This is a genomic window from Burkholderia sp. BCC1047 (assembly GCF_902833155.1).
Taxonomy (GTDB): domain Bacteria; phylum Pseudomonadota; class Gammaproteobacteria; order Burkholderiales; family Burkholderiaceae; genus Burkholderia; species Burkholderia sola.
Genome location: NZ_CADFEH010000023.1, coordinates 1 through 22,462, shown reverse-complemented (window position 1 = coordinate 22,462; position 22,462 = coordinate 1). Strand labels below are relative to the sequence as shown.

Here is a 22,462-nt window from a genome sequence, read left to right as displayed (position 1 = left end):
GCTCGGTGTGCCGCGCTCAGTCGTGCGTCGATGCCATGTACGACGGCAGCGCCGGCGCGGGGCCATCCCCCGCCGGCACCTTCGAATGGCTCGCTTCCTGGATCAGCTTGCCGACGGTCGGATCGATCGCATCGGTGAACGGCTTCGGATCGATGCCGACCGCCAGCACGATCAGCGCGAGCGACGCGAACATCACGATCTCGCGGCGGTTCAGGTCTGCGAGCTTCGCGATCCGCTGGCTCGCGACCTTGCCGAACACCACGCGCTTGAGCATCCACAGCGTGTACGACGCGCTGAGGATCAGCGTGAGCGCCGCGATCGCGCCGATCCAGAAGTTGAAGCGAATCGCGCCCATGATCACCATGAACTCGCCGACGAACCCCGACGTGCCCGGCAGCCCGACGTTGGCCATCGCGAACAGCAGCGTGAAGGTCGCGAAGCGCGGCATCACGCCCGCCACGCCGCCGTATGCGGCGATCTCGCGCTGCCGCGTGCGATCCACGAGCACGTTCACGCACAACAGCATCGCGCCCGCCACGAAGCCGTACGACACGAGCTGCACGATCGCGCCTTCGACGCCGATCCGGTTGAACAGGAACAGCCCGAGCGTGACGATGCCCATGTGCGCGACCGTCGAATACGCGAGCAGCTTGCCGAGATCGGTCTGCGCGAGCGCGATCAGGCTCGCATAGACGATCGCGAACAGCGACAGCGCGATCACGGCCGGCGCGAAGAAGTGGCTCGCGTCGGGCGTGATCGGCAGCGCGAAGCGCAGGAACCCGTAGCCGCCGAGCTTGAGCATCGCGAGCATCAGCGCGGCGCCCGTCGGGCCGTCCGTGTACACGTCGCTCAGCCACGTGTGGACCGGCCACATCGGCACCTTGACCGCGAACGCGGCGAAGAAACCGAGGAACACCAGCAACTGCGGCGCGAAGCCGAGCTGCAGCGTGCGCCACACGGCCATGTCGAACGTATGCGACTGCGCGTACAGGTACAGCATCGCCATCAGCAGCAACAGCGAGCCGGCGAACGAGATGAAGAAGAACTTCACGGCCGCATACACGCGGCGCTCGCGCCCCCACGTGCCGATCAGCAGGTACAGCGGGATCAGCGTCGCCTCGAAGAAGATGAAGAACAGCAGCCCGTCCTGCGCGACGAACACGCCGACCATCAGCCCCGACAGGATCAGGAACGACGCGTAGTACTGCGCGACGCGCACGGTGACCGATTCCCACGACGCCACCACTACCACCAGCGTCGTGAACGCGGTCAGCACGACGAGCCACAGCGACGCGCCGTCGATGCCGACCCGCCATCCGGCATTGAATGCCGCGAGCCAGTCGCGTCTTTCGACGAACTGCATCGCCGCCGAATGCGCGTCGAAACCGGCAATCAGCGGAACGACGGCCGTCAGTCCGGCAATCGAGCCGACCAGCGCGATCAGTCGTATTCGGCGGAAATGCTGGTCGGAACCGGCGCGCAGCAGGCCCGCGCCGAACAGTATCGGAACCCAGATGGCCAGGCTCAGAAAGGGGAAATCATGCATGTCAACAACGCCTTGAGGAGGTCGCGCCTTGCATCGGGGACAGGCGCGACGAAAGGAACGAAATCAAATCGACAGGTAGATTTCGTGAATCGCCAATGTTGGCTAAATGTAAAGTGGCATCACCGGAAAACTTGATGCCGCTCAAACGCGATCGGGTTAACCAGCATAAGGCGATTGATTATTTTCTGCAGCGCAGCAGAGCACTGTTTTTCGCCTTCGATGCAGGTCAATGATTTATATGCGTAATTTTTTGTATTGACCGATGCGGCGCGCGCCAGGAATAGACGCAGCGCCGCATTTTTGATACCAACCGGTCGTTTCGAAGGGCCGGAACGACTGGATTGACGGCTCGCGATGGGGAGATCGTGCAGGGTCGCCTGCCTTACACTATCCCTTTCATTTTTATTTCACAGGGGTCGCGTGATCTTTTCCGCGACAGGAATCGATAGCACGCCATAGAAAGCTCATTTCACGACCGAATACAGCAGAGACCCCGAAAACAGAACCAGCAGCACCGACGCCGAACGAAATAGCGCCGTGATATGACGCGGCCCGGATGCCAGCATCCTCGTCAGGCGCCCGACGCTCGCCCAACCCGCTCCAATGGGCACGAGGACCAGCAGAAACGCACCGAACGCGACGGCCTCGTTACTGACGTTCTGAAACGCCTGGAATGGAAACGCCGTACTTGCAAGCAGAAAAGCCTTCGGATTCAATAGCGTGGCGACGACGACATCGTGCCACGTCACCGGCTTCGAACGCCGATCCTCTTCCAGCCTGCCCCGTGCCCACATTTTTGCCGCCAGCAGCAGCAGATACGACGCGCATGCCAACTTGATCACGCTCAAGATTTGAGGATGCGCCACGGCGAACGCCAGCAGCGAAACGCCCCAAGCCGAGATAGCGATGACGTAGCCTGCGCCTTCGGCGAGCAGGAGCGGGAGGGTTCGCGTCAGACCGACGCTTATTCCGGACGAAAAAAGCAACGTGTTGGTCGGTCCCGGAACGATCAATACCAGGGCCGAGTAAAGGCATATCGTAATGAGTTGATGCGTATCCACTGCAATCTCGATCGAGGGGGATGAGCCAATGTATTTGGCTTCGCGCGCTACGAGGCGATGTCGGTCCCGCCTATCGAGCTGCACAACTGCGCAAGAATATCGAGACCCCGCGCCGGCTCCCGCACAAACGGATTCGTCTCGTCCCACGCATACCCCGCCAGAATCGAGCAGACCATGCGTTTCACGTCGGAAGCCTTGTCTTCGTGAAAAACGATGTCTTGCAGCGCGCCCGAGTACCAGCGTTCGACGAAGGCGCGGAAGGTGTCGATACCCTTGCGCAGCGCGATGTCGTAATCGCGTGCCCAGTCAACCGACTCGCCACGCAACTGCCGTTCGAGTGCGGCGACCGCCAGTTGAGCCGAGCGCATCGCGATCGTCACGCCCGACGAGAAGATCGGATCGAGGAATTCACCCGCGTTGCCGAGCAGCGCATAGCCGGGGCCGTGCAGGGTCGCGACGTTCGACGCATAACCCGAGATGCGGCGCACGGGCATCACGAACGGCTTGCTGCCGACCAGTCGCGACAATGTCGGCTCGCTTTGCAGCAATTCGCGCAACAACGATTCCTGTCGCGCGTCCGGCACGTCGAGAAACCCGGCATCGGCCACGCAGCCGACCGACGAGCGCCCGTTCGTCAGCGGGATCATCCAGAACCACACGTCGCGTCGCTCCGGATGAACGGCGATGCAGATCTTGTCGCGATCGGTCGACCCGGCCGGCAGGCTGTCCTCGACGTGCGAAAAGAGGGCCGCTCGCGTCGGCAGGCCGGTCGGCGCCTCGAGATCGAGCAGTCGCGGCAACACGCGGCCGAACCCGCTCGCATCGAGTACGAACGACGGCTGAACGGAATAGTCGTGCCCGGCTTCGTCGACGATGTCGAGCCGCGGCTTGTCGCCCGGCTGGAAGGCGCGCACCGTATGGCCGAATCGCACGTCCGCGCCCTGTTCGGCCGCACAACGGATCAGCAGATCGTCGAAGGCCGCGCGCTCGACCTGATAGGCCGTCCCCCAGCCCGCGGAAAACTTCTCGCGAAAATCGAACGACGACATCCTGTCGCGATAGACGAAGTACGCGCCGTTCTTGAACTGGAAGCCGGCCTCGACGACCGCCTGCAGCATGCCCGCCTCCTCGAGATACTGCATGCTCTGGGGCAACAGGCTTTCTCCGATCGAGAAGCGCGGAAAATGCTGACGCTCGAGCACCAGCACCGAACGGCCGGCCTTGCGCAGCAGCGCGGCCGCGACGGCACCGGAAGGCCCGGCCCCGATGATCGCGACGTCGATGGAATTCGATTTCATTTCACTCATGCTTGCCAATTCAGTCCGATTGATTGGGTATCTTATGTTTCTGACGCCACGATCCGGCGTTGCCAACTACAATAGGCGCTCAACAAATCCAAGATCGATGAGAGACCCATGACGTCCTCCCGCACGCACGCTCCCGCCTATGTTCCCGAAACCCGGTTCGGCATCTGGTTTCTTCGCACGCATACGTGGGAACATCACGTGCTCAAGGTTGCGATCGACGATCTGAAGCGGCTCATCGCGGCGCCGCTGCCGTCGGCCCCCGTCCTCCTCGACGCAGGATGCGGGCAGGGCAAGTCGTTTCGCCTGCTGAGCGAAGCGTTCGCACCCGCCAGGATCATCGGTATCGACTGCCACGACGACTCGCTCGCGCATGCGTCGGAAGCGGCGCATCGCTGCGCCACGCCCGTCGAACTGCGGCATGCCGACTGCACGCAGATTCCGCTTGCCGATGCGAGCGTCGACATCGTGTTCTGCCATCAGACCTTTCACCATCTCGTCGATCAGGACCATGCGCTGGCCGAGTTTCGCCGCGTGCTGAAACCCGGCGGACTGCTGCTGTTCGCCGAATCGACCGACGCGTACATCAAGTCGTGGGTGATCCGGCTGCTGTTCCGCCACCCGATGGAGGTTCAGAAAAGCGCCGACGGCTACCTTGCCATGCTACGCGACGCCGGGTTCGGTTTCGACACCCGCAACGTGTCCTTCCCCTACCTGTGGTGGAGCCGCGCGAAAGACTTCGGACTCCTCGAGCGCATCGGCCTGTACGCACCGAAACCCGGCAAGCGCCGCGAAACGCTCGTCAACGTCGCCGCGCGCAAGCCTGCCTGAGCAAGCAAGGCCGCCGTTCGGCGGCCCCCTGCTACCGGCCCGTGCCGGTTAGGGCTTCAACGTCACGACCTCGCCCGTCAGCGCCGCGCCGGCGACGACCGCGCCGGCACCGCACGTGTACTCGCTCGGGCTGGAGCGCGACACGTTGCGGTAATTGCTCTTGATGCCGACCACCGCATTGCCGCCCTCCTTTCGCGCACGCGCCTGAAGCTCGATCACGGCCGACAGGAACACATGCTGGCACGCCGCCTCGTCGCTCTTGCCGAACGCGTTGGTCTTCTTGTTGGTCGCGAACGTGCCGTACGACTTCATCACGCGCGGATGCGGCTGATCGCCGAAATAGAGCGCGACGCCGTCGTCGAGCTTGCCTTCCTCGCTCTTCAACGCGCTGTCGATCGGATAGTCGCGGATCGTATCCCGTGCGTAGGCGGCCGAAGCCGCGAACGTCGCGCCGATCAATGCCAGTGCCATGCAATATTTCACGTGTGCCCCCGTCATTGAGCGTTCAACTGCACGACGTCGCCCGACACGGCAATCGCGCCCGCACTGCCGCTCACGCCACATGTATATTCGGTCGTCGAATTCGAGCTTTTTTCATGGAAGCGCGTCGTCACGTTGATGACCGCATTCCCGCCGTGATTCTTCGCATAGATGCGAAGACGGTTCAGCGCTTCCGCCAGCGCTTGCTCGCACGTCGGCTGCTCGCTTTCCACCCGGCGCACGCGCACCGATTCCGAACGCGGACCGATGGTGGTCTTGACCTCCGGATGCGGCTGCGCACCGAAATAAATCGCGACGCCGCTCGTGTCCGGCGCCGTTGCCGCCGCCGGCAGAGGCAGCGAACGCACCACGGTGCCGCACCCCGTCAGCAACGATGTCGCGACCAACATGCCGGCCAGATGTCGTGTGTGCTTCATTGTTATCGTCCTCTCAGCTCAGTAAGTTCACTTCAATCGCCCTTCCAGGCGTCCAACAACACACTTGCACAGCTGCCGCCGAAACCGAACGAAACCGACAGCGCGCGTTCGATCGCGAATTCGCGCGCGTCGCGCACGAGCGGCATGCCGGCTATCGCGGGATCGGGCACATCGCCGACGGCCGAGCCCGCGACGAAGCCGTCGCGCATCATCAGGATCGTATAGATCGCTTCATGCGCGCCGCTCGCGCCCAGCGGATGTCCGGTCATGCCTTTCGTCGACGAGAACGCGGGCACGTCGCCGCCGAATACGTCGCCGAGCGCTTTCAGTTCCTCGACGTCGCCGCGCTGCGTCGACGGCGCGTGCGTATTGACGTAGTCCGGACGCCGTTCGCCGCCATTTTCGAGCGCGCCACGCATCGCGCGCGCCATCCCCGGCGCATGCGGCATCGCCATACCGGCGTTGTCCGTGCATTGGCCGAATCCGCTGATCTCCGCATGAATTCGCGCGCCGCGCGCGCGTGCATGCTCGATCGATTCGAGCACCAGAATGCCCGCGCCGGACGCGATCACGAAACCATCCCTGTCAAGCGCATACGGACGCGACGCGCGGTCCGGCGTGTCGTTGAAACCGCTGGACAACACGCCCATCGCGTCGAACATCAACGTCATGTTGTCGTGCAGCGCCTCGCTTCCGCCGGCCAGCACGATGTCCTGGCACCCGGAGCGGATCAATTGCGCCGCGTGCCCGATCGCGAGCGCCCCGCTCGTGCACGCGGACGACGGCGAGTACGACACGCCCTCGATGCCGAACAACTGCGCGACGCATGCCGACGCCGTGCTGCTCATCGCCTTCGGCACGACATAGGGCGGCGTCTTGTCGATGCCGCGATGCCGCGCGATCGTCATCGCGTCGTCGTAATCGGCCATCGATCCGATGCCGGACCCGACGATCGCGCCCGCGCGCGGCGAACGGAGCATGTCGGCAGCGACGCACGCATCGTCGAGCGCCGACGCGGCCGCATGCGCGGCAAAGCGCGCCGTGTCGCCCATGAAACGTTCGTGCTTGCGGGCAAACCGCGCTGCCGGGGCGACCGACGCCACGCCGGCGACCTGGCTGCGAAAACCGCGCGCGCGCCATGCGTCCACGCGGCTCACACCCGAGCGACCGGCGCGCAGCGCGGCCGATACTTCGTCGAGCGTGTTGCCGAGGCACGACACGATGCCGAGCCCCGTGACGACGACGCGCGCCGTCATGCGGCGACCCGCCGGAAGATCAGCGACGTGTTGATCCCGCCGAACGCGAAGTTGTTGCTCATCACGAATTCCGCATCGATCCGCCGTGCGTCGCCGACGATGTAGTCGAGCGGCGCGCAGGCCGGATCGATCGTATCGAGATTGAGCGTCGGCACATACCAGTTGCGCTTCATCATCTCGATCGTCCACCACGCCTCGAGCGCACCACATGCGCCCAGCGTATGCCCCACGTAGCTCTTCAGCGAACTGATCGGCATGCGTTCGCCGAATACGGACGCCGTCGCATGACTTTCCGCCACGTCGCCCCGGTCGGTCGACGTGCCGTGCGCGTTCACGTAGGCGATCGCATCGGCATCGAGCGCCGCATCGCGCAGCGCGACACGCATCGCGACCGCCATCGTCTCCGCGGTCGGCTGGGTGATGTGCGCGCCGTCGGAATTGCAGCCGAAACCGACGATCTCCGCATGGATCGTCGCGCCGCGCGCCATCGCGTGCTCGTATTCCTCGAGCACGAGCGTCGCCGCGCCTTCACCGACCACCAGCCCGTCGCGATCGGCATCGAACGGCCGCGGCGTCAGGTTCGCGGCATCGTTGCGCGTGCTCGTCGCGTACAGCGTATCGAACACCGCCACCGCCGGGCCGGACAACTCCTCCGCGCCGCCCGCCAGCATCAGCGCCTGCTTGCCCGTCGCGATCGCCTCGTACGCGTAGCCGATTGCCTGGCTGCCGGACGCGCAGGCCGACGACGTCGGCACGATCCGGCCTTTCAGATCCCAGAACAGGCTGACGTTGACTGCCGTCGTGTGCGGCATCATCTGCACGTAGCTGTTCGACGTGACGTCGCGCATCGAGCCCGTCTCGATCATCGTGCCGAACGCGCGGATCGGCTCGACCGATCCCGACGACGACCCGTACGCGACACCCATCCGGCCGTCCCGGATCGACGCGTCGTCGCCCAGCCCCGCATCGGCCAGTGCCAGTTCGCTCGCGCGCACCGCGTACATCGACACGGGCCCCATCGAACGGGTCTTCTTGCGCGGATACGTGCGCGGCAGCTCGAAGGCCGGCAGCGGGCAGGCGAGCCGCGTATGCAGCGCTTCGTAACAGTCCCATTCCGGCATGTAACGCACCGCGTTGCGCCCGTCGCGCAGGCGCGCCTCGATTTCCGCCCAGCTTTGACCGAAGGCGGTCACGCCGCCCATTCCCGTCACGACCACTCGCTTCATCACACCATCCCGCCGTTGACGCCGATCACTTGCCGGGTGACGTAGGTCGCCGCATCCGACATCAGGAAGCCGACCACCGCCGCGACTTCGTCAGGCTGGCCGACGCGGCCCATCGGGACCGTCTTCAATGCCTGTTCCAGCGGCACGTCGTCGAGCATGCCGGTATCGACCAGCCCGGGCGCGACGCAATTGACCGTGATCTTTCGCGATGCCAGTTCGACCGCCAGCGCCTTGGTCGCGCCGATCAGGCCGGCCTTCGCGGCGCTGTAGTTGACCTGGCCGCGATTGCCCATCACGCCCGACACGGACGCGATCGTCACGATCCGGCCGCCGCCGCGCAGACGCACCATCGGCATGGTCAGCGGATGAACGACGTTGTAGAACGCGTCCAGCCCGGTTTCGATCACGATATCCCAGTCCTCCTCGGACAGCGCCGGAAACGCGCCATCCCGCGTCACGCCCGCGCTGCAGACGATCCCGTAATACGCGCCGTGCGCGTCGACGTCGGCCTCCAGTTCACGCCGGCACGCCGCGCGATCGCGCACGTCGAACTGCAGCACGCTCGCCGTGCCGCCCTGCGCGCGAATCGTCGCGGCGACGCTTTCCGCGTCGTCGCGGCCGGTGCGGCAATGAACCGTCACGGCGAAACCGTCGGATGCCAAGCGCAGTGCCACGGCGCGGCCGATGCCGCGGCTCGCCCCTGTCACGAGAACTCGCCGAGTCATGAATTGAAACTCCCTTCGATAAAAGTCTGAAAATCGCTCGGTTGGTACACCTTGACGACGGCTTCCGCGCAGCACTCGCCGTCGGCATGAATCGCGCACTCGTACGCGCCGTGCCCCTCGTCGCCGCGCAACAGTTCCCGCGCGACGATGCGCAGCGTCGTGTCCGTGCGGAACGCGGGGCGATGCGCGACATAGCGGTTCGCGCCGAGCAATACGCCCGGCTTCGCCCGGCCGCCCGCATGCGCGGCGAGCAGGCCGACGTGCGCGGCGATCGCCTGCGCCATCAGCTCGATGCCGATCCACGCCGGCATCGCACCGCTGTCGTCGGCGTACCACGCATCGCGGCGCGCCATCGCGCTCACCTCGATGCCGGTTTCCGAGCAGCGCTCGATCGAGTCGAGCAGCAGCATCGTGCCGCGATGCGGCAGCACGTCGCGCACGTCGCCGACAGGAATATCCGCGCCGCCGTGCAGCGCGTCGATCAATGGTCCGGCTTGCATGTCAGGTCCCCAGAATCAGGCTGGCATTGCTGCCGCCGAAAGCGAACGAATTGCTCATCACGTAACGTCCGGTGGCATCGCCGGCCAGACGGCGCTCGCCGTCGACGAGGTCGAGTGCCGGCAGCGCCGGATCGTGCTCGCCGTCCCAGACGTGCGCCGGCAGCGCGATCCCGCGGGCCAATGTCAGCCAGCCGAATCCCAGCTCGGTCGCGCCTGCCGCGCCGAGCATGTGCCCCGTCAGCGGCTTCGTCCCGCTGGCCGGCACGCCGTGCGGAAACACGCGAGCCGTCACGTTCGCTTCCATCTCGTCGTTCAGCCGCGTCGCGGTCGCATGCAGGTTCACGTAGCCGATCGCGGACGCAGCCACACCCGCGTCCGCGAGCGCGGCGCGCAACGCGTCCTCGGCGCCGTGGCCCGCCGGATCCGGCGCCGAGATGTGATGCGCATCGCTCGACTCGCCGACGCCGGCCAGGCGAACCGCCGCTTCGTCGCGGCTCATCACGAACAGCGCGGCGCCTTCGCCGATATTGATACCGCAGCGGTTCCGGCTCATCGGATTGGTCCGGCCCGGGCTGACCGATTCGAGCGACGCGAAGCCCTGCAGCGTGAGCTCGCACAGCGAATCCGCACCGCCGACGACGACCGCATCGCAGAGCTTCAGCCGCAGCAGGCGGCGCGCGGCCGCGAACGCCTTCGCACTCGACGTGCAGGCCGTCGACAGCGTATAGGCCGGCCCGCCGACACCGAGTACGGCCCGCACGAACGGCGCGGCCGTGCCGATTTCCATCTGTCGATAGTCGAATCCGGCGGGTGTCGTGCCGGTCGCGGCACGCTCGGCAAGCGCCTGTTCCGCCGCCTGAATGCCGGACGTACTCGTGCCGATCACGACCCCGACCCGGCGCGGACCATGGCGCGCGATCGCCGCGTCGACGGACGATTCGATCTGCGCGAGCGCGGCGAGCAGCAGCCGGTTGTTCCGGCAGTCGAAATGCGCGAGCGCGTCAGGCGGCGCGATGTCGAGCGCGGACCGTACGTGCCCGACCCAGCCGCCGGCGGGAACGTCGGTACGCGGCGCCATGCCCGGTGCGACGCCCGCGCGCAATGCGGCGACGATCTCGTCGGTCGTTGCGCCAAGCGCGTTGATCATGCCGGGCGCGGACAGGTAGACCGGCGTCTGTTTCGAATTCATGCGCGACGCTCCTTCGCGGATGGCGTGGCGAGCGGTGCGAACAGCACCGACAATACGATACCGACCGCGAGCGTCGTGCCGAAGCTGCGCAGCGCGGGCATCGCGCTCGCGCCGAGCATGCCGAACGACAGCAATGTCGTGGCCGCCGACAGCAGCACGCCGGTCCACACGGCGCCGATCCCGGCCTGGTCGCGCAGGCATCCTTCGCGAAGGAATACGGCGTAATTGGCGCCCACGCCGAGCACCAGCATCAGTGCCAGCCAGTTGAACAGCGTGAGCGGCACCCGCGCATAGCCGAACGCCGCCAGCGTCAACGCGATGGCGAACACGACCGGCAACGTCGTCGCGATGCCGCCGCGCATGCCGTATTGCCACGTCAGCAGCGCGGCGACCACGACCAATGCGCCGATCAACCACAGGCCGCTGTCGACCCGATACGTGCCGAACAGGTTCGACACGCTCGCGGCCTTGTCGACCCACGATACGCCCGGCAGCGTGCGCGCGAGGGCCGCGAACGTCGCCGCGTTCGTCGCATCGACCCGTTCCGGAATCGCGAGTGCCGCATCGACGGGACCGGCGGCGCCGTCGACGCGCCCAAGCCACAGATGCCGGAACGGCGCCGACCAGCGCGCCGCCAGCCAGCTGTCGACCGACAGCGTCGCCCGGGCATCGCGGGAAAACGCCTGAATCCATGCGTCGGCGACGTCGTCGCGGAAACCCGCTTTCGCGAGCGTCTCGCGCAGCGCGGCGACATCGGCGAACACGTGCGTGTCGAGCACGGCGCGGTCATGTGCCTGCTGCTTCGCCGACGGCACGAACGTCGCGATCGACTGGATGCGGCCGAGCTGCTGCCGATCGAGCGCCCCGACCAGCGCCTCCGAGCGCTCGAGTACCTGTTCCTGCGACGCACCCTGGATGACGAAGAACTGTGCCGTATTCGCCAGTCCGACCGCCGCCCGGATATTGCCTTCCTGTCGAGCAAGACTCGCATCGCGCTGAACCAGCAGATGAATGTCGTCGTCGCTCTTCAATAGCGCCCAGCCCGGCATCGCGACCAGCGCAACGAGCACCGCGGCGGCCACGGCGCGCCGGCCCGCGAGCAGCGACTGCCATCCGCTCAGCAGGCGCGCGGCGCCCGAGAAAACGCGGGACGGCACGCGCCGCGGCGCCTGCGTCAGCATGAGCGGCAAGAAGCCGGTCACGGCAGCGAATGCGCAGAGAATCCCGACGATCGCAAAGCACGCGATCTGCTTGAGCGCCGGGAACGGCACCCACATCAGGATCGCGTAACCGAGCAGGCTCGTCGCCAGCGCCACCGCGAGCGCCGGCCGCACCGCCGCCGCGCCGCGCCGCGCGTCCCACTGCCGCCCCGCGGACAGGTACGCGACGAAATACTGGATCGAATAATCGACGGCCTCGCCGATCAGGCTCACGCCGAACACCAGCGTCAGCAGGTGCAGCTTGCCGAATACGAGCAGTGTCGCCGCCAGCGCGCACACGATGCCGAATGCCGTCGACGCAAACGCGAGCACCAGCAGACGCGGCGAACGGAATACGCTCATCAGCAGCAGCGCGATGCCCGCCAGCGACACGGCGCCGATCACGTGCACGTCGCGCTCCGCGCTGGCGCGCGCGGCTTCCGCATAAAACACCGCGCCGGCCCGGTCGACGCGAACGCCGCGAAAGTCCGTCGCCAGCGCTTGCTCCGCATCGGCCGTCGCGATGCGCACCGCGTGCTGGACCCTGGATTCATAGGCCGAGCCCGGCAGCGACGTCATCACGAGCACACCCGTTGCCCCGTCGCGATGCGACACCAGCATCCCGTCTTCGAGCGACAGATTCGATGCGGCGAGCGGCAGTTCGCCGAGCCAGTGCTGCAGCCAGCCGAACGGATCGTCGGCCACGGCGGTCTGCAGCCCATCGACCGGCGGCGCATAGAGCCGCCGGGTCAACCGTTCACCGAGCGTGGCGTCGCCTTGTTCGAGCGACCGGCGATCCGCGTCCGTCAGCAGGCCGAAACGGGCCGGCAGGTAGGTGGCCGCGATCTGCGACAGGTCGAACGGCGGCACCTCGACCGTCACCGACCGAAATGCGCCGCTCGCGCCGAGCCGCGCGCCAAACCGCTTCGCGGCGGCTTTCGCGCGGGCGGCGTCCCGGTCAGTCACCAGGTAGACGGTGCGATTGCCGAGCGCATCGCCCAGCATGTCGACCGCGCGTTCGGCAACCGGGTTCGCCTCGGTGGCCGGCAGCAAAGCGAGTAGGTTCGTCTGCAGCGGCGCCGGCCCGCTGAAGCGCCACAGGATGTAGGCGACGGCCGCCAGCGTGACGAGCAGCCATGCGGCGCACCGCACGCGCCGCCGGGCCCGTTCGCCCGCCACGCCGATCACGTCGCGCGCCGGGTCCATCAACGCGCCTCCAGCCACGCGCGCTCGGCAGGCGCAGGCGCGTCGACCGGCGTCGTTCGCCCGAACTCGAGCACGGTCACGTTGCCGTTCGCGAACGTCATGTCGAGCCGGCCGAGATAGGCGCCGCCACGCATGTCGAGCATGCGGATCGCCTGGGCGAGCTGCGGCTGATTCGGCCGCAGGACCATCCGCCACCGCTCCGGCGTGCCGCTCGCATCGACGTCGAATTGCGCGTACAGCGCGGACAGGTCGCCGCCCAGCATGTCGCGCATCATGCGCGATACCTGTGCGACGCCACGGCCGCCACCGCCGGACGCGACGAGGTGGCCGTCCGCGGCCACCTCGCGCGCGCCGCGGTCGGTAATCACATAAGTGGCCTTGTAGGGCGTCTCGATTCGCCAGATGACGCCCGACCTGCGATCGAACAACATCGAACCGGTACTGACGAGCGGCTGCTTCATCGCCGACAGTGTCTGCGTCTGTCGAAAATCCGCGCGTATCGCGTCGACCCGCGCCAGCCGCATCGCGATGTCGGACACGAGCGCGGCATTCTCGGGCCGGGTCGCGGGGGTCGGCACCGGAGCGGCCATCGCGTCACCGCCGGCGAGCACCGCACAGGCGGCGAACATCGCCACCAGCCGTCTGCAGATCGGATTCAGGCCCATTGCGCACGCACCCGTTCGATCAGGGCCGGCGGCGCCACGAACTGCAGCTCGCGCGTCGTCGCATCGACCGCCAGTTGCACCGTATACCCCTTCGTCAGACGCTCGCCGGAGGCCGCGTCGAAGATTTCGTAACCGATCTTCAGCCGGTTCTCGAATTCGAGCAGCGTCGCACGCACGTCGAGCTGCTGGCTGTAATGGGCCGGGCGGACGTACTTTAGATGTGCCTCCACGACCGGCCACAGGTAGCCTGACGCCAGCATCGCCGGATAGTCGTAGTCGATCATCCGCAGCAACGCCGCGCGGCTGCTTTCGAAGTACTTCAGGTAATGACCGTGCCAGCAGACGTTCATCGCGTCGACATCGTGAAACAGGACCTCGACGCGAGCCGTCGCGGTCAGCGGCGGACGAGATGCGTTCATGCCGCCTCCCCGCGCCGGATGCCGCCGGATACTTCGCCGATCGGCTCGCATGCCGCAAGACGCGCGGTCAGCGCACGCAGCTCCGCTTCGAGCGGCCGGTCCTCGACCACCAGCGGCGACTGGCGGCCAACCTCGTCGATGAACGCGCGCAGCGCGGGCGAAAGCTGTGTCCCGGGGGCGTCGCGCAGACGCAGCCGGGTGGCCTGCACGGTCGCGAGCACATGCGCGGCGGCAACCTGTTCGGTCAGCGCCAGCACGCGCAGGCAATCGCGCGCGGCGATCGTCCCCATGCTGACCTTGTCCTGGTTGTGCGACTCGGTCGAACGCGAGAACACGCTGGCCGGCATCGTATGCTTCAGCGCCTCCGCGGTCCACGCGGAAGACGAGATCTGCACGGCCTTGAACCCGTGGTTGATCGCCGCGCGCTCCGGCGCCGCGCCGGTCAGGTTGCGCGGCAGTCCGTTGCTGAACTTGTCGTCGACCAGCAGCGCGAGCTGGCGGTCCATCAGATCGGCGAGGTTCGCCACCGCGGTCTTCAGCGCGTCCATCGCGAACGCGATGTGACCGCCGTAGAAATTGCCACCGTGCAGCACGCATCCTTCGTCCGGATCGATCAGCGGATTGTCGTTCGCACTGTTCAGTTCGTTCTCGATGTCGCGACGCATCCACGACAACGCGTCGCGCGCCACGCCGATCACGTGCGGCGCGCACCGCACCGAATAGCGATCCTGCAGACGGCGTCCGGGCAGTTCATCGCGCCCGGCGAGATCGGCGCGTATCCATGCGGCCGCCTCGGCCTGCCCCGCATGCGGTTTCGCGTCGAACAATCGTGCATCGAAGTGCCCGGCCCGCCCGTCGAGCGCGACGGTCGTCAATGCGGTCAGGCGGGCCGCCATCCGCGTCAGGTGATCGGCACGGGCGAAGGCAAGACAGGCCAGGCCGGTCATGACCGCCGTGCCGTTCATCAAGGCCAGTCCTTCTTTCGGTGCAAGCGACAGCGGCGCGCGACCGATCGCGTCCCACGCGGCGCGCGCGTCCCGTTCGTCGCCATCGAACGATACGGTGCGCTCGCCGACCAGCGCCGCGGCGACATAGGACAGTGGTGTCAGGTCGCCGCTGGCGCCAACCGAGCCTTCCGACGGAATGCGCGGCAGGATTCGGTGATTCACGAGATCGGCCAGCCGTTCGAGCAACATGAACCGCACGCCCGAGTAGCCGAACGCGAGCGAGTTGAGCCGGGCGACGATGATCGAGAGCGTTTGCGTCGCGTCGAACCGGTCGCCCATCCCGCACCCGTGATAGCGCGTCAGTTGCAGCGGCAGCGCTTCGACGAGCGCCGGCGGCACCTCGACCACGCACGCGTCACCATAGCCGGTCGTTACCCCGTAAAGCGTGCCGCCATTCGCGAGATAGTCGCGCAGCCAGGTTGCGCCGCGCTCGATCCGCGCGCGCCATTCGGGCGCCGCGTTCAGCGCGACCGGTGCACCGTCGCGGGCGATCGCGACGACGTCCTCGATCGTCAGATGCCGGCCGCCGATCACGACGGCCGGCCGGTTCGCGTGCACGGCGGCGGTCGCCGCGGCGTCGTTCATGTCATGCTCGGCCACGCGGACCTCCATCGGGCCGCGCCCAGAAATCGAAGAAGTTGAACCATTGATAAGGCGCCTTGCGGCAATAGTGTTCGAGCCGCGCGGCATAGCGCTGCGCCCATTCGGCAACGTGGCCCGCGCGCTCGCGGCGCGGCAGCTCGATCCGGTCGGCGAACGGTTCGAAATAGAGCCGGTAGCCGCGCCCCTCCTTCAGGCAGAAGAACAGATAGACCGGGCAGCCGAGTGCGTGCGCGAGGATGTACGGGCCCTGCGCGAACGGCGCCGTCGCATCGAGGAAACAGGCGTCGACCGTCTTGCCGGAATCGCGCGGCGGCACGCGGTCGCCGACGATCACGAGCAACTCGCCCGCGTCGATGCGCGACTGCATCATCATCGCCGTATCCGGCCCGAAGTCGGATACCTCGACGAGCTGCTTGCCGAATTCCCGGTTCGCGCCGGCCAGCACGCCGGTAAAACGCTTCGCATGCTCGGTGTAGACGATCGCCGTCACCTTCGTGTGCGCGTCGCGCAGCGCAAGCGCCCGGGTCATCTCCAGGTTGCCCAAGTGCGCGCCGATCACGAGCGCGCCGCGCCCGCTCGCGGCGAGCGTATCGAACGCGGACGAATCGTCGAAGCGCACGTCGAGTTCGTCGAGACGACCGGACCATGCGACGAACTTGTCGAATCCCGCCTGCGCGAAGGCAAGCATGTGCCGGTACGCACTGCGCCATCCCGGCTTCGGCACGTCCGCCGCTCGCGCGTCGCGCAGCCGCGCGATATAGGCATGCGACGCGGTGCGCGCCGTGCGATTCGTCAGCACGAAGTAACCGACGATCGGATGCAGCCAGAGCGACGTGAAGCCCTTGCCGAACCAGCGGCAACTGAGCGCCAGCAACGCCATGCCGATACGGCTGCCGCGTTCCGGCAGGCGCCACCACGCGCGCGTGCGCGCCGCCGGCGATGCGCCGCGTCGCCCGACGAACCGGCGGGCCAGCAGCATCGGTGCGCGCGCAAGCATCCCCGCGACGAGCCGCGTATGGCTCATGCTGATGCGCACGTTGTCGCGCCAGACGTCGAAATGCGACACGCCGTCGGCCGGGTAGACGACGCGCGTCGGGACCGTCCTGAACGTCAGCCCGCGCCAGTGCAGCCGGACCAGGATTTCGCTGTCGAAAGCCATTCGGGTCGGCATCGATACCGCGTCGATCAGTTCGCAGACGGCAGCGACCGGATAAAGCCGAAACCCGCACATCGCATCGGGGATGTCGAGCGACAGCGTTTCGATCCATACCCAAACATGCGTGAGGTAGCGGCCATACAGGCGCGCCTTCGGCACGCTGTCGTCGAAACGCGGCCGGCCCAGGATCACGGCGTCCGGCGCCGCGTGTGCGGCCGCCACGAACGTCGGCACGTCGGCGGCATCGTGCTGGCCGTCGGCATCGATCTGAATCGCGTGCCGGTAGCCGCGGGCGCGCGCCGCGCGCAATCCTTCCATGACCGCCGCGCCCTTTCCGGCGTTGACGGGCAACCGCAGCAGCGTCACCGACGGCGCATAGTGCGCGGCCAGCGCGGCCAGCACCTGTTGCGTCGGTGCATCGCTGCCGTCGTCGACCACCAGGATCGGCAGGCCGTGCACGACGAGGCGCGCCAGCGTGCCGCCGATCGCTTCGCGATGGTTGTAGATCGGAATGACGATGCAGGTATCGCTCATCACTCCGCCGCGCCGTAGACCAACACGCCCGACGTGCATTCCCGCCCGGCGCAGCGAAACGCGAAGCGCGCACGTCCACGTACGGGGTCGTGCGCGATACGCAACGCCAGCACCGCACCCGGCGGCACCGGCGCCTTGAATTTCAGGTGTTCGATGGAACGGATGGCGCGCGCGGCCGGTATTTCGCGGCCGGCGAGGCGTGCGGCCCAGTCGATTTGCACGACACCGGGCAGGATCGGCAGCCCCGGAAAATGCCCGTCGAAATGCGCGAGCGCGGCCGGCACGCGCAGCTCGTAATTCAGCGCGTCGTCGCTGCGCCACGAAGCGAGCAGTTCGAAACCCTCCGGCGTGGCCGTGAACGCGGCCGCCAGCGCGGCGGCCGGCAATTTGCCGCGCGCATCGAACGGCATCGCGTGCGGGAATCGCCAGTAGCGCGGCAAGGCGGCCGCGTCGAAGTACGCGCCGAGCGCATGCCGCAAGATCGTGGCAACGGCAAGTCGCCCCTCGCTCGCCAGCGCGTCGCGCCCCGCCGCCGTCAATACCGCGACGACGCCGACGTGCGCGCGGGTCGTGCCGTCGACCACCACGGCCGCCGCCTGCTCGACGTAGGCGTGCGCATGCAGCCGCGCCTCGAGTTCGGGCAGCGAAACACGCTTGCCGTCGAGCTTGACGACGCGATCGCGCCGCCCCGCGAGTGCAAAGCGACCATACGCGTCGAAGCGCGCGGTGTCGTCGGTGGGGTGCCAGCGGTCGTGACCGAGATGGGCGGAACGCACGCACAGCACGCCGTCGTCATCGCAACGCACGTCGACGCCCGTCAGCGGCTGCCACGCGGACGAGACATCCTGACGCCGCCACGCGATGCCGCCGGTTTCGGTGCTGCCGAAGATCTCCAGCGGCGCGGCGCCGAACGCGTTCGAATAGGCGATCGCTGCATCGGCCGACAGCGGGCCGCCCGACGAGAAGAACGCGCATGGCGGCGGCGCCTGCATCGGAAAGCCGGGCAACGCCGGCCAGCGCATCAGTTGCGACGGCGTGGAAACCACGACACCGCCACCGTATTCGGCCAGCCGCTGCTGCAGTTGCAGCGGCTCGAGCACCGGCATTCGGTCGAACGCACGGCCCGCTGCCAGCGGCCACAGAATCCTGAAGAGCAGTCCGTAGATGTGGTGATGCGGCACGCTCGACAGCGTCACCGCCGCCCCGATACGGTCGCCCCACTCGCGCTGCAGCGTGCGCACTTCGGCATCGAACTGCGCGAGCGACTTCCGCACCGGTTTCGCGGTGCCGCTGCTGCCCGACGTATAAAGCGTCACCGCGGCGGCAGCGTCGATCGGGCGGGCGGCGATAGCCGATTCACCCGCCGTGTCGCGCTCACACGCGGCCAGTGCCGGCGCATCCAGCACCAGGTCGTATGCATGAGCCAGATCGCCGAGGTAGCCTGGCGCGTTGCTCGCCGGAATCACGATTTCCCCGTGGGTCGCCGCGACCGCGAAGAATGCGCACGCGAACGCGTACGGATCGTCCGTGCAGATCGCGACCCGGCGCGCGCCGCGCGCGTCCACCATGCGTGCGATGGCGTCCACGCGGGCCCGCAGATCCCCCAGCGTCAGCAGCGCGGTGCCGTCGCGACAGACCGCCACGCCGCTATCGACTTCAGCACACAGCATCTCGTGCAGCGCGATCATGCGACACCCGCCCGTTTCCGCGTCGGTACGACGACGAACCTGCGCCACAGCCACTCGCCCGCAAGCAGCATCCCGATCAGCACGTACGCGATCAGCCCGTTGTAGAGCGCCCATGATTCACGGCTCCAGTACAGCGCCGTATAAACCGAAAAACCGCCGTTGACGATGAAGAACGCGCACCACGCCTGGGTGACGCGCCGCGTATACCGGACGATTGCCGGGCCGGGCTCGGGATAGGTCAGTCGTGCGAATTTTTCGATCATTGGCGGACCGTGCCGCAGGGTGGCGCCGAACGCGACCAGCAAACCGGCACTCACGCATGCGGGATAAAGATGAAGAAGTCGCTCGCTATCGGTCACGGCAATCGCGACCGACAACGCGGTCAATGCACCGGCCACGCACCAGTCGAGCGTCGTGAGCCGTTTGAGCGCCTGCGCCAGCGGGCCCTTGCCGATCGTGCGCTGCAGCCACAGCAACGCAACCAGCAGGCAACCGACGTAACGCGGCGACATGCTTTGCCACGCAAACAGGATGACGAGCGGATAGGCCATGACCAGCGCCACCCTGGCAGCGACCGCTGACCAGCGCGGCAGGATCGTGCCTGTAGTCGCCCGCATGCCCGTCACCGCTATCGTCACGCCCGCGCGAGCAGCGCGTGAACGGCGGCAACGACGTCACCGACGGTCCGAACCGACTTGAACTCTTCGGGCTTGATGCGCTTGCCCGTCATTTCCTGAAGCTTGATGGCCAGATCGACTGCGTCGATGCTGTCCAGGTCGAGTTCCTCGAACAGGTGCGTATCGGGCGTCACGCGCTCGGGCTCGATCGCGAAATTCTCATGAAAGATCGCGCGGATGCGCTCCAGGATTTCAGCGTCGGTCACGAGTGGGCCCCTTTTTCCAGCACGGCTTCTTGCGATGCGTGATGAGACTGCTGATCGGCAATGAAGGCCGCCAGCGTGTTGATCGACCGGAAATGCGCTTTCGTGCGCTCGTCGTTCGCCGCGATCGTCAATTGAAACTTCTTGCGCAGCATGATGCCGACTTCCAGTGCATCAACGGAATCGAGCCCGATCCCGTCGGTCGAGAATAGCGGCGCGTCGTCGTCGATTTCGTCGACCGTCATATCGCTAAGATCGAGCATCTCGATCAGAAGCTGCTTAATTTGCAGTTTTAAAGTATCCATGCTGAAACAGGCGTTGAGTAATGTGTACTTCCACCTCGCGGGCAATGCTGCGAGCGGCAATCGACGGCGGCGCCACGCTCGGCGCCAGCCGGTTCGGATCCATCGGCTCCAGCACGTCGATGCGCATGCGAAACGCACGAGACGGCACGTGATACCAGCGAAGCGTCTTGGTAAATACCGGCGGATCGCAATCGATCAGAACCGGCTGGATCCGCGTGCGCGACTGCAGCGCCATATGCGCGAAGCCGCGCGAGAACGCATGCAGGCGATCGCCCCCTGGGCTGCGCGTCCCTTCCGGAAAGATGATCATCGTGTAGCCCGCCGCCAGTTGCCTCGCTCCGGCCTCGACGAGATCGGTGGCGTCTGCATTGCTTACGTACTCGGCTGCACGGACGATGCCCCAGAAACACGGGTTGCCCCAGTGACCGCGCTTGACGACGCAGCATGCCTTCGGCGTCAACGACAGCAGCACCATGACGTCGAGCCAGGTCGGGTGATTGGCGACAACGATTGCCGGGCCGCCTTTTGCAAGGCGCTCGACGCCGCTCAGCTCGAGCCTCATCACGCCGATACGCTGCAGTAATGCAACCAGCGCACGGAAGAAATAATGGATAACAAGTGTCACGCCGCGCTGACGCGAGCGCCGGTGCGGCCATACCCCGCCGACGACGATTGCCAGCAACGAGAACACCGATCCGCACAGCGCAAAAAAAACCAGGCTCGCGCCAGTCGCGAACAGGCGCCAGCCGTAGTCAAGCCGCGCGATCATGCCAGCTCCATCGCCACGATGCGTGCTGACCGCGCCACGACGCCGTCGTGCGCGCCGACAGACAACGCAGCACCGCCGCGCTCTGCGTACCGGCCGCATCGCCGGTCGCCCCCGCCTCACTCGGGCCATCCTCCGCCACTTCACAGACCAGATGACCGGCCGGCTCGCCGGCATCGAGCAGAATCGCCAGCCCCACGCTCTCCGTGTCGTCATCGACGTCGCCGTAGACGGGATCGGCCGGCTCGTGCGCATAGACGAGCAACACCGGCGATGCCGGCGACGTTTCGTATTGGGAATAAGCTTCGAGCAGCGCGTAACCGAGCGTTTCATGCCCGGCCGCGACCGCGGTCGCGGCGGACCGGTCACGCCGGGCGATTCCGAATATGCCTGTAACGGCATTGAGGACCGAAAGACTGAAGGCCGTCGGCGAGACAGGTTCCGCGGCGCCAATGGCGGTGAGAATGCCGCTGGTACGCACCAGTTCGCCGTGACGCGATGCGAATACCACACGCACCGGATTTTCCGTCCCGACACAGTCGTAGGCGACCTGAAGCGCGAGACGCGACAGCCGGCTCAAGCGACGTCGCACCATCGGATCGAGGGCTTCGACGCCCGGCACCCCCGCGGTCGAAATCGACGTCCATCTGGCGATTGGCATGGTCCAATGCAAATCGGCCATTTTTTTGTTCTCTTTGAGATTACTTCGCTGAGGGTAATTTTTCTATTGTGCTGCTCGCCAGTGCGCTGTCACACCCCGCTTTCGCCGAGCGCGCTGTCGTGTATATCGGCCTCAACGGAGGAGACATCGATTTATGGGCTCCCGAGCCCCATACGTCCGATAAGACAAGCAATCACATCAGTGAGCACAATACGATCGCACTGCCAACCAGCTTAACTTATCCGGCGCATTGTTTCGGCGAGACTGTAGCAGGACCGTCGCGCAAAATCAACGCGAGAACCTGCAGCACAACGGCATTTGATACTGTTTGCAAATTGTAATGAAGCCATCGATCCGAGGTCCTCGGAACGCGCTGAAGCATGGCTCGTCAGCAGTCGAAGAAGGATCAGTGAACGCCCCGCCACGGCAAAGGATCGCGCAATACCCAAACACCGGAAAGGCGACTTGCTGTTGGGCAACGCAAGCGGCCGGATTTCGATCGTCGTCGAACGCCAAAACCGGTTTGTGATGCCGGTTAAAGTAGCCGGCAAGGATGCCGAAGCCGCGGTTAACACGTTGATACGACATGCCAGCGAATTACCGCCGAAACGATATAAATCGCTGACCTGGGACCGGGGTATGGAAATGGCGAATCACGAAAGCTTTACGGTCGCAACCGACGTTCAGGTCTCTTTCTGCGATCCTTGATTCCGCAACCAAGGCTAGCTGTGAAGCTTCAATAGGTTGTATCGATGGTTCATCCGGACTGAGTCTGGGAGACTGGAAGTCGCCAAACACCCAACCTTCCAGGAACCCAG

The 22,462-nt window shown here is 66.3% G+C and carries 23 protein-coding genes; 2 read left to right on the top strand and 21 right to left on the bottom strand.

Going from position 1 to position 22,462, the window contains the following annotated elements:
• Nucleotides 1-16: 16 nt before the first annotated feature.
• From HWX55_RS22560 to HWX55_RS22550, 3 genes are all read right to left on the bottom strand, one after another.
• Complete coding sequence (locus HWX55_RS22560; RefSeq protein WP_175977345.1) at nt 17-1,546, bottom strand: NADH-quinone oxidoreductase subunit M; 1,530 nt, start codon at nt 1,544-1,546, stop codon at nt 17-19.
• Between the two features lie 464 nt (nt 1,547-2,010).
• Nucleotides 2,011-2,607, bottom strand: coding sequence for a LysE family transporter (locus HWX55_RS22555; protein ID WP_244140628.1), 597 nt, complete (start codon nt 2,605-2,607; stop codon nt 2,011-2,013).
• A gap of 47 nt (nt 2,608-2,654) precedes the next feature.
• On the bottom strand, nt 2,655-3,914 hold the full coding sequence (locus HWX55_RS22550; protein WP_175977407.1) for an NAD(P)/FAD-dependent oxidoreductase: 1,260 nt from the start codon (nt 3,912-3,914) through the stop codon (nt 2,655-2,657).
• Nucleotides 3,915-4,022: 108 nt separating this feature from the next.
• On the opposite strand from HWX55_RS22550, the gene HWX55_RS22545 reads away from it, so the two are divergent.
• Nucleotides 4,023-4,742 (top strand): class I SAM-dependent methyltransferase, encoded by a 720-nt coding sequence (locus tag HWX55_RS22545; RefSeq protein WP_050012952.1) that lies wholly within the window; start codon nt 4,023-4,025, stop codon nt 4,740-4,742.
• Nucleotides 4,743-4,790: 48 nt separating this feature from the next.
• Here the strand turns inward: HWX55_RS22545 and HWX55_RS22540 are convergent, their stop codons facing one another.
• Genes HWX55_RS22540 through HWX55_RS22455 form a run of 18 tightly spaced genes read right to left on the bottom strand, consistent with a single transcriptional unit; the run spans nt 4,791 to nt 21,665 of the window.
• The gene (locus tag HWX55_RS22540) at nt 4,791-5,213 is read right to left on the bottom strand and encodes an excinuclease ABC subunit A (RefSeq protein ID WP_175977344.1); all 423 of its coding nucleotides are present in this window, start codon (nt 5,211-5,213) and stop codon (nt 4,791-4,793) included.
• A 23-nt stretch (nt 5,214-5,236) separates the two neighbouring features.
• Nucleotides 5,237-5,659, bottom strand: coding sequence for a signal peptidase (locus HWX55_RS22535; protein WP_175977343.1), 423 nt, complete (start codon nt 5,657-5,659; stop codon nt 5,237-5,239).
• Nucleotides 5,660-5,691: 32 nt separating this feature from the next.
• Nucleotides 5,692-6,915 (bottom strand): beta-ketoacyl synthase N-terminal-like domain-containing protein, encoded by a 1,224-nt coding sequence (locus tag HWX55_RS22530; protein WP_175977342.1) that lies wholly within the window; start codon nt 6,913-6,915, stop codon nt 5,692-5,694.
• The gene (locus HWX55_RS22525) at nt 6,912-8,141 is read right to left on the bottom strand and encodes a beta-ketoacyl-ACP synthase (RefSeq protein ID WP_175977341.1); all 1,230 of its coding nucleotides are present in this window, start codon (nt 8,139-8,141) and stop codon (nt 6,912-6,914) included. Before HWX55_RS22525 ends, HWX55_RS22530 begins: the two co-directional genes overlap by 4 nt.
• Nucleotides 8,141-8,866 carry a 3-ketoacyl-ACP reductase FabG2 gene (locus HWX55_RS22520; protein WP_050012956.1) on the bottom strand — a complete coding sequence of 242 codons (726 nt, stop codon included), beginning with the start codon at nt 8,864-8,866 and terminating at the stop codon, nt 8,141-8,143. Before HWX55_RS22520 ends, HWX55_RS22525 begins: the two co-directional genes overlap by 1 nt.
• A complete protein-coding gene (locus HWX55_RS22515; protein WP_050012957.1) occupies nt 8,863-9,366 on the bottom strand; it encodes a hotdog family protein in 504 nt (167 codons plus the stop codon). Before HWX55_RS22515 ends, HWX55_RS22520 begins: the two co-directional genes overlap by 4 nt.
• Nucleotide 9,367: 1 nt before the next feature.
• Nucleotides 9,368-10,555, bottom strand: a complete 1,188-nt coding sequence (locus HWX55_RS22510) for a beta-ketoacyl-[acyl-carrier-protein] synthase family protein (RefSeq protein WP_175977340.1) — start codon at nt 10,553-10,555, stop codon at nt 9,368-9,370.
• Nucleotides 10,552-12,960 carry an MMPL family transporter gene (locus HWX55_RS22505; protein ID WP_175977339.1) on the bottom strand — a complete coding sequence of 803 codons (2,409 nt, stop codon included), beginning with the start codon at nt 12,958-12,960 and terminating at the stop codon, nt 10,552-10,554. Before HWX55_RS22505 ends, HWX55_RS22510 begins: the two co-directional genes overlap by 4 nt.
• A complete protein-coding gene (locus HWX55_RS22500; protein WP_175977338.1) occupies nt 12,960-13,625 on the bottom strand; it encodes an outer membrane lipoprotein carrier protein LolA in 666 nt (221 codons plus the stop codon). Before HWX55_RS22500 ends, HWX55_RS22505 begins: the two co-directional genes overlap by 1 nt.
• A complete protein-coding gene (locus HWX55_RS22495; protein ID WP_175977337.1) occupies nt 13,616-14,044 on the bottom strand; it encodes a thioesterase family protein in 429 nt (142 codons plus the stop codon). The genes HWX55_RS22500 and HWX55_RS22495 overlap by 10 nt, the downstream gene beginning before the upstream one ends.
• A complete protein-coding gene (locus HWX55_RS22490; protein ID WP_175977336.1) occupies nt 14,041-15,651 on the bottom strand; it encodes an aromatic amino acid ammonia-lyase in 1,611 nt (536 codons plus the stop codon). The genes HWX55_RS22495 and HWX55_RS22490 overlap by 4 nt, the downstream gene beginning before the upstream one ends.
• Complete coding sequence (locus HWX55_RS22485; protein ID WP_175977335.1) at nt 15,638-17,344, bottom strand: glycosyltransferase family 2 protein; 1,707 nt, start codon at nt 17,342-17,344, stop codon at nt 15,638-15,640. Before HWX55_RS22485 ends, HWX55_RS22490 begins: the two co-directional genes overlap by 14 nt.
• Nucleotides 17,344-19,032, bottom strand: coding sequence for an AMP-binding protein (locus HWX55_RS22480; protein ID WP_175977334.1), 1,689 nt, complete (start codon nt 19,030-19,032; stop codon nt 17,344-17,346). Before HWX55_RS22480 ends, HWX55_RS22485 begins: the two co-directional genes overlap by 1 nt.
• The gene (locus HWX55_RS22475) at nt 19,029-19,649 is read right to left on the bottom strand and encodes a hypothetical protein (RefSeq protein ID WP_175977333.1); all 621 of its coding nucleotides are present in this window, start codon (nt 19,647-19,649) and stop codon (nt 19,029-19,031) included. Before HWX55_RS22475 ends, HWX55_RS22480 begins: the two co-directional genes overlap by 4 nt.
• Before the next feature lie 17 nt (nt 19,650-19,666).
• Complete coding sequence (locus tag HWX55_RS22470; protein ID WP_050012965.1) at nt 19,667-19,915, bottom strand: acyl carrier protein; 249 nt, start codon at nt 19,913-19,915, stop codon at nt 19,667-19,669.
• Nucleotides 19,912-20,217, bottom strand: coding sequence for a phosphopantetheine-binding protein (locus HWX55_RS22465; RefSeq protein ID WP_050012966.1), 306 nt, complete (start codon nt 20,215-20,217; stop codon nt 19,912-19,914). The genes HWX55_RS22470 and HWX55_RS22465 overlap by 4 nt, the downstream gene beginning before the upstream one ends.
• Nucleotides 20,192-20,986 carry a lysophospholipid acyltransferase family protein gene (locus HWX55_RS22460; RefSeq protein ID WP_050012967.1) on the bottom strand — a complete coding sequence of 265 codons (795 nt, stop codon included), beginning with the start codon at nt 20,984-20,986 and terminating at the stop codon, nt 20,192-20,194. Before HWX55_RS22460 ends, HWX55_RS22465 begins: the two co-directional genes overlap by 26 nt.
• Nucleotides 20,970-21,665, bottom strand: a complete 696-nt coding sequence (locus HWX55_RS22455; protein WP_175977332.1) for a beta-ketoacyl synthase chain length factor — start codon at nt 21,663-21,665, stop codon at nt 20,970-20,972. Before HWX55_RS22455 ends, HWX55_RS22460 begins: the two co-directional genes overlap by 17 nt.
• Nucleotides 21,666-22,109: 444 nt before the next feature.
• Here HWX55_RS22455 and HWX55_RS22450 point away from each other — a divergent pair, with 444 nt between their 5' ends.
• The gene (locus tag HWX55_RS22450) at nt 22,110-22,352 is read left to right on the top strand and encodes a hypothetical protein (protein ID WP_244140627.1); all 243 of its coding nucleotides are present in this window, start codon (nt 22,110-22,112) and stop codon (nt 22,350-22,352) included.
• The last annotated feature ends 110 nt before the right edge of the window (nt 22,353-22,462 follow it).

Bases quoted from the DNA above. Each gene is read 5' to 3' on its own strand.
- HWX55_RS22460 (WP_050012967.1), bottom strand. From the start codon at position 20,986: ATGATCGCGCGGCTTGACTACGGCTGGCGCCTGTTCGCGACTGGCGCG.
- HWX55_RS22455 (WP_175977332.1), bottom strand. From the start codon at position 21,665: ATGGCCGATTTGCATTGGACCATGCCAATCGCCAGATGGACGTCGATT.
- HWX55_RS22510 (WP_175977340.1), bottom strand. From the start codon at position 10,555: ATGAATTCGAAACAGACGCCGGTCTACCTGTCCGCGCCCGGCATGATC.
- HWX55_RS22540 (WP_175977344.1), bottom strand. From the start codon at position 5,213: ATGGCACTGGCATTGATCGGCGCGACGTTCGCGGCTTCGGCCGCCTAC.
- HWX55_RS22475 (WP_175977333.1), bottom strand. From the start codon at position 19,649: ATGCGGGCGACTACAGGCACGATCCTGCCGCGCTGGTCAGCGGTCGCT.
- HWX55_RS22545 (WP_050012952.1), top strand. From the start codon at position 4,023: ATGACGTCCTCCCGCACGCACGCTCCCGCCTATGTTCCCGAAACCCGG.
- HWX55_RS22550 (WP_175977407.1), bottom strand. From the start codon at position 3,914: ATGAGTGAAATGAAATCGAATTCCATCGACGTCGCGATCATCGGGGCC.
- HWX55_RS22505 (WP_175977339.1), bottom strand. From the start codon at position 12,960: ATGGACCCGGCGCGCGACGTGATCGGCGTGGCGGGCGAACGGGCCCGG.
- HWX55_RS22520 (WP_050012956.1), bottom strand. From the start codon at position 8,866: ATGACTCGGCGAGTTCTCGTGACAGGGGCGAGCCGCGGCATCGGCCGC.
- HWX55_RS22525 (WP_175977341.1), bottom strand. From the start codon at position 8,141: ATGAAGCGAGTGGTCGTGACGGGAATGGGCGGCGTGACCGCCTTCGGT.
- HWX55_RS22480 (WP_175977334.1), bottom strand. From the start codon at position 19,032: ATGATCGCGCTGCACGAGATGCTGTGTGCTGAAGTCGATAGCGGCGTG.
- HWX55_RS22495 (WP_175977337.1), bottom strand. From the start codon at position 14,044: ATGAACGCATCTCGTCCGCCGCTGACCGCGACGGCTCGCGTCGAGGTC.
- HWX55_RS22485 (WP_175977335.1), bottom strand. From the start codon at position 17,344: ATGAGCGATACCTGCATCGTCATTCCGATCTACAACCATCGCGAAGCG.
- HWX55_RS22465 (WP_050012966.1), bottom strand. From the start codon at position 20,217: ATGGATACTTTAAAACTGCAAATTAAGCAGCTTCTGATCGAGATGCTC.
- HWX55_RS22535 (WP_175977343.1), bottom strand. From the start codon at position 5,659: ATGAAGCACACACGACATCTGGCCGGCATGTTGGTCGCGACATCGTTG.
- HWX55_RS22560 (WP_175977345.1), bottom strand. From the start codon at position 1,546: ATGCATGATTTCCCCTTTCTGAGCCTGGCCATCTGGGTTCCGATACTG.
- HWX55_RS22530 (WP_175977342.1), bottom strand. From the start codon at position 6,915: ATGACGGCGCGCGTCGTCGTCACGGGGCTCGGCATCGTGTCGTGCCTC.
- HWX55_RS22515 (WP_050012957.1), bottom strand. From the start codon at position 9,366: ATGCAAGCCGGACCATTGATCGACGCGCTGCACGGCGGCGCGGATATT.
- HWX55_RS22500 (WP_175977338.1), bottom strand. From the start codon at position 13,625: ATGGGCCTGAATCCGATCTGCAGACGGCTGGTGGCGATGTTCGCCGCC.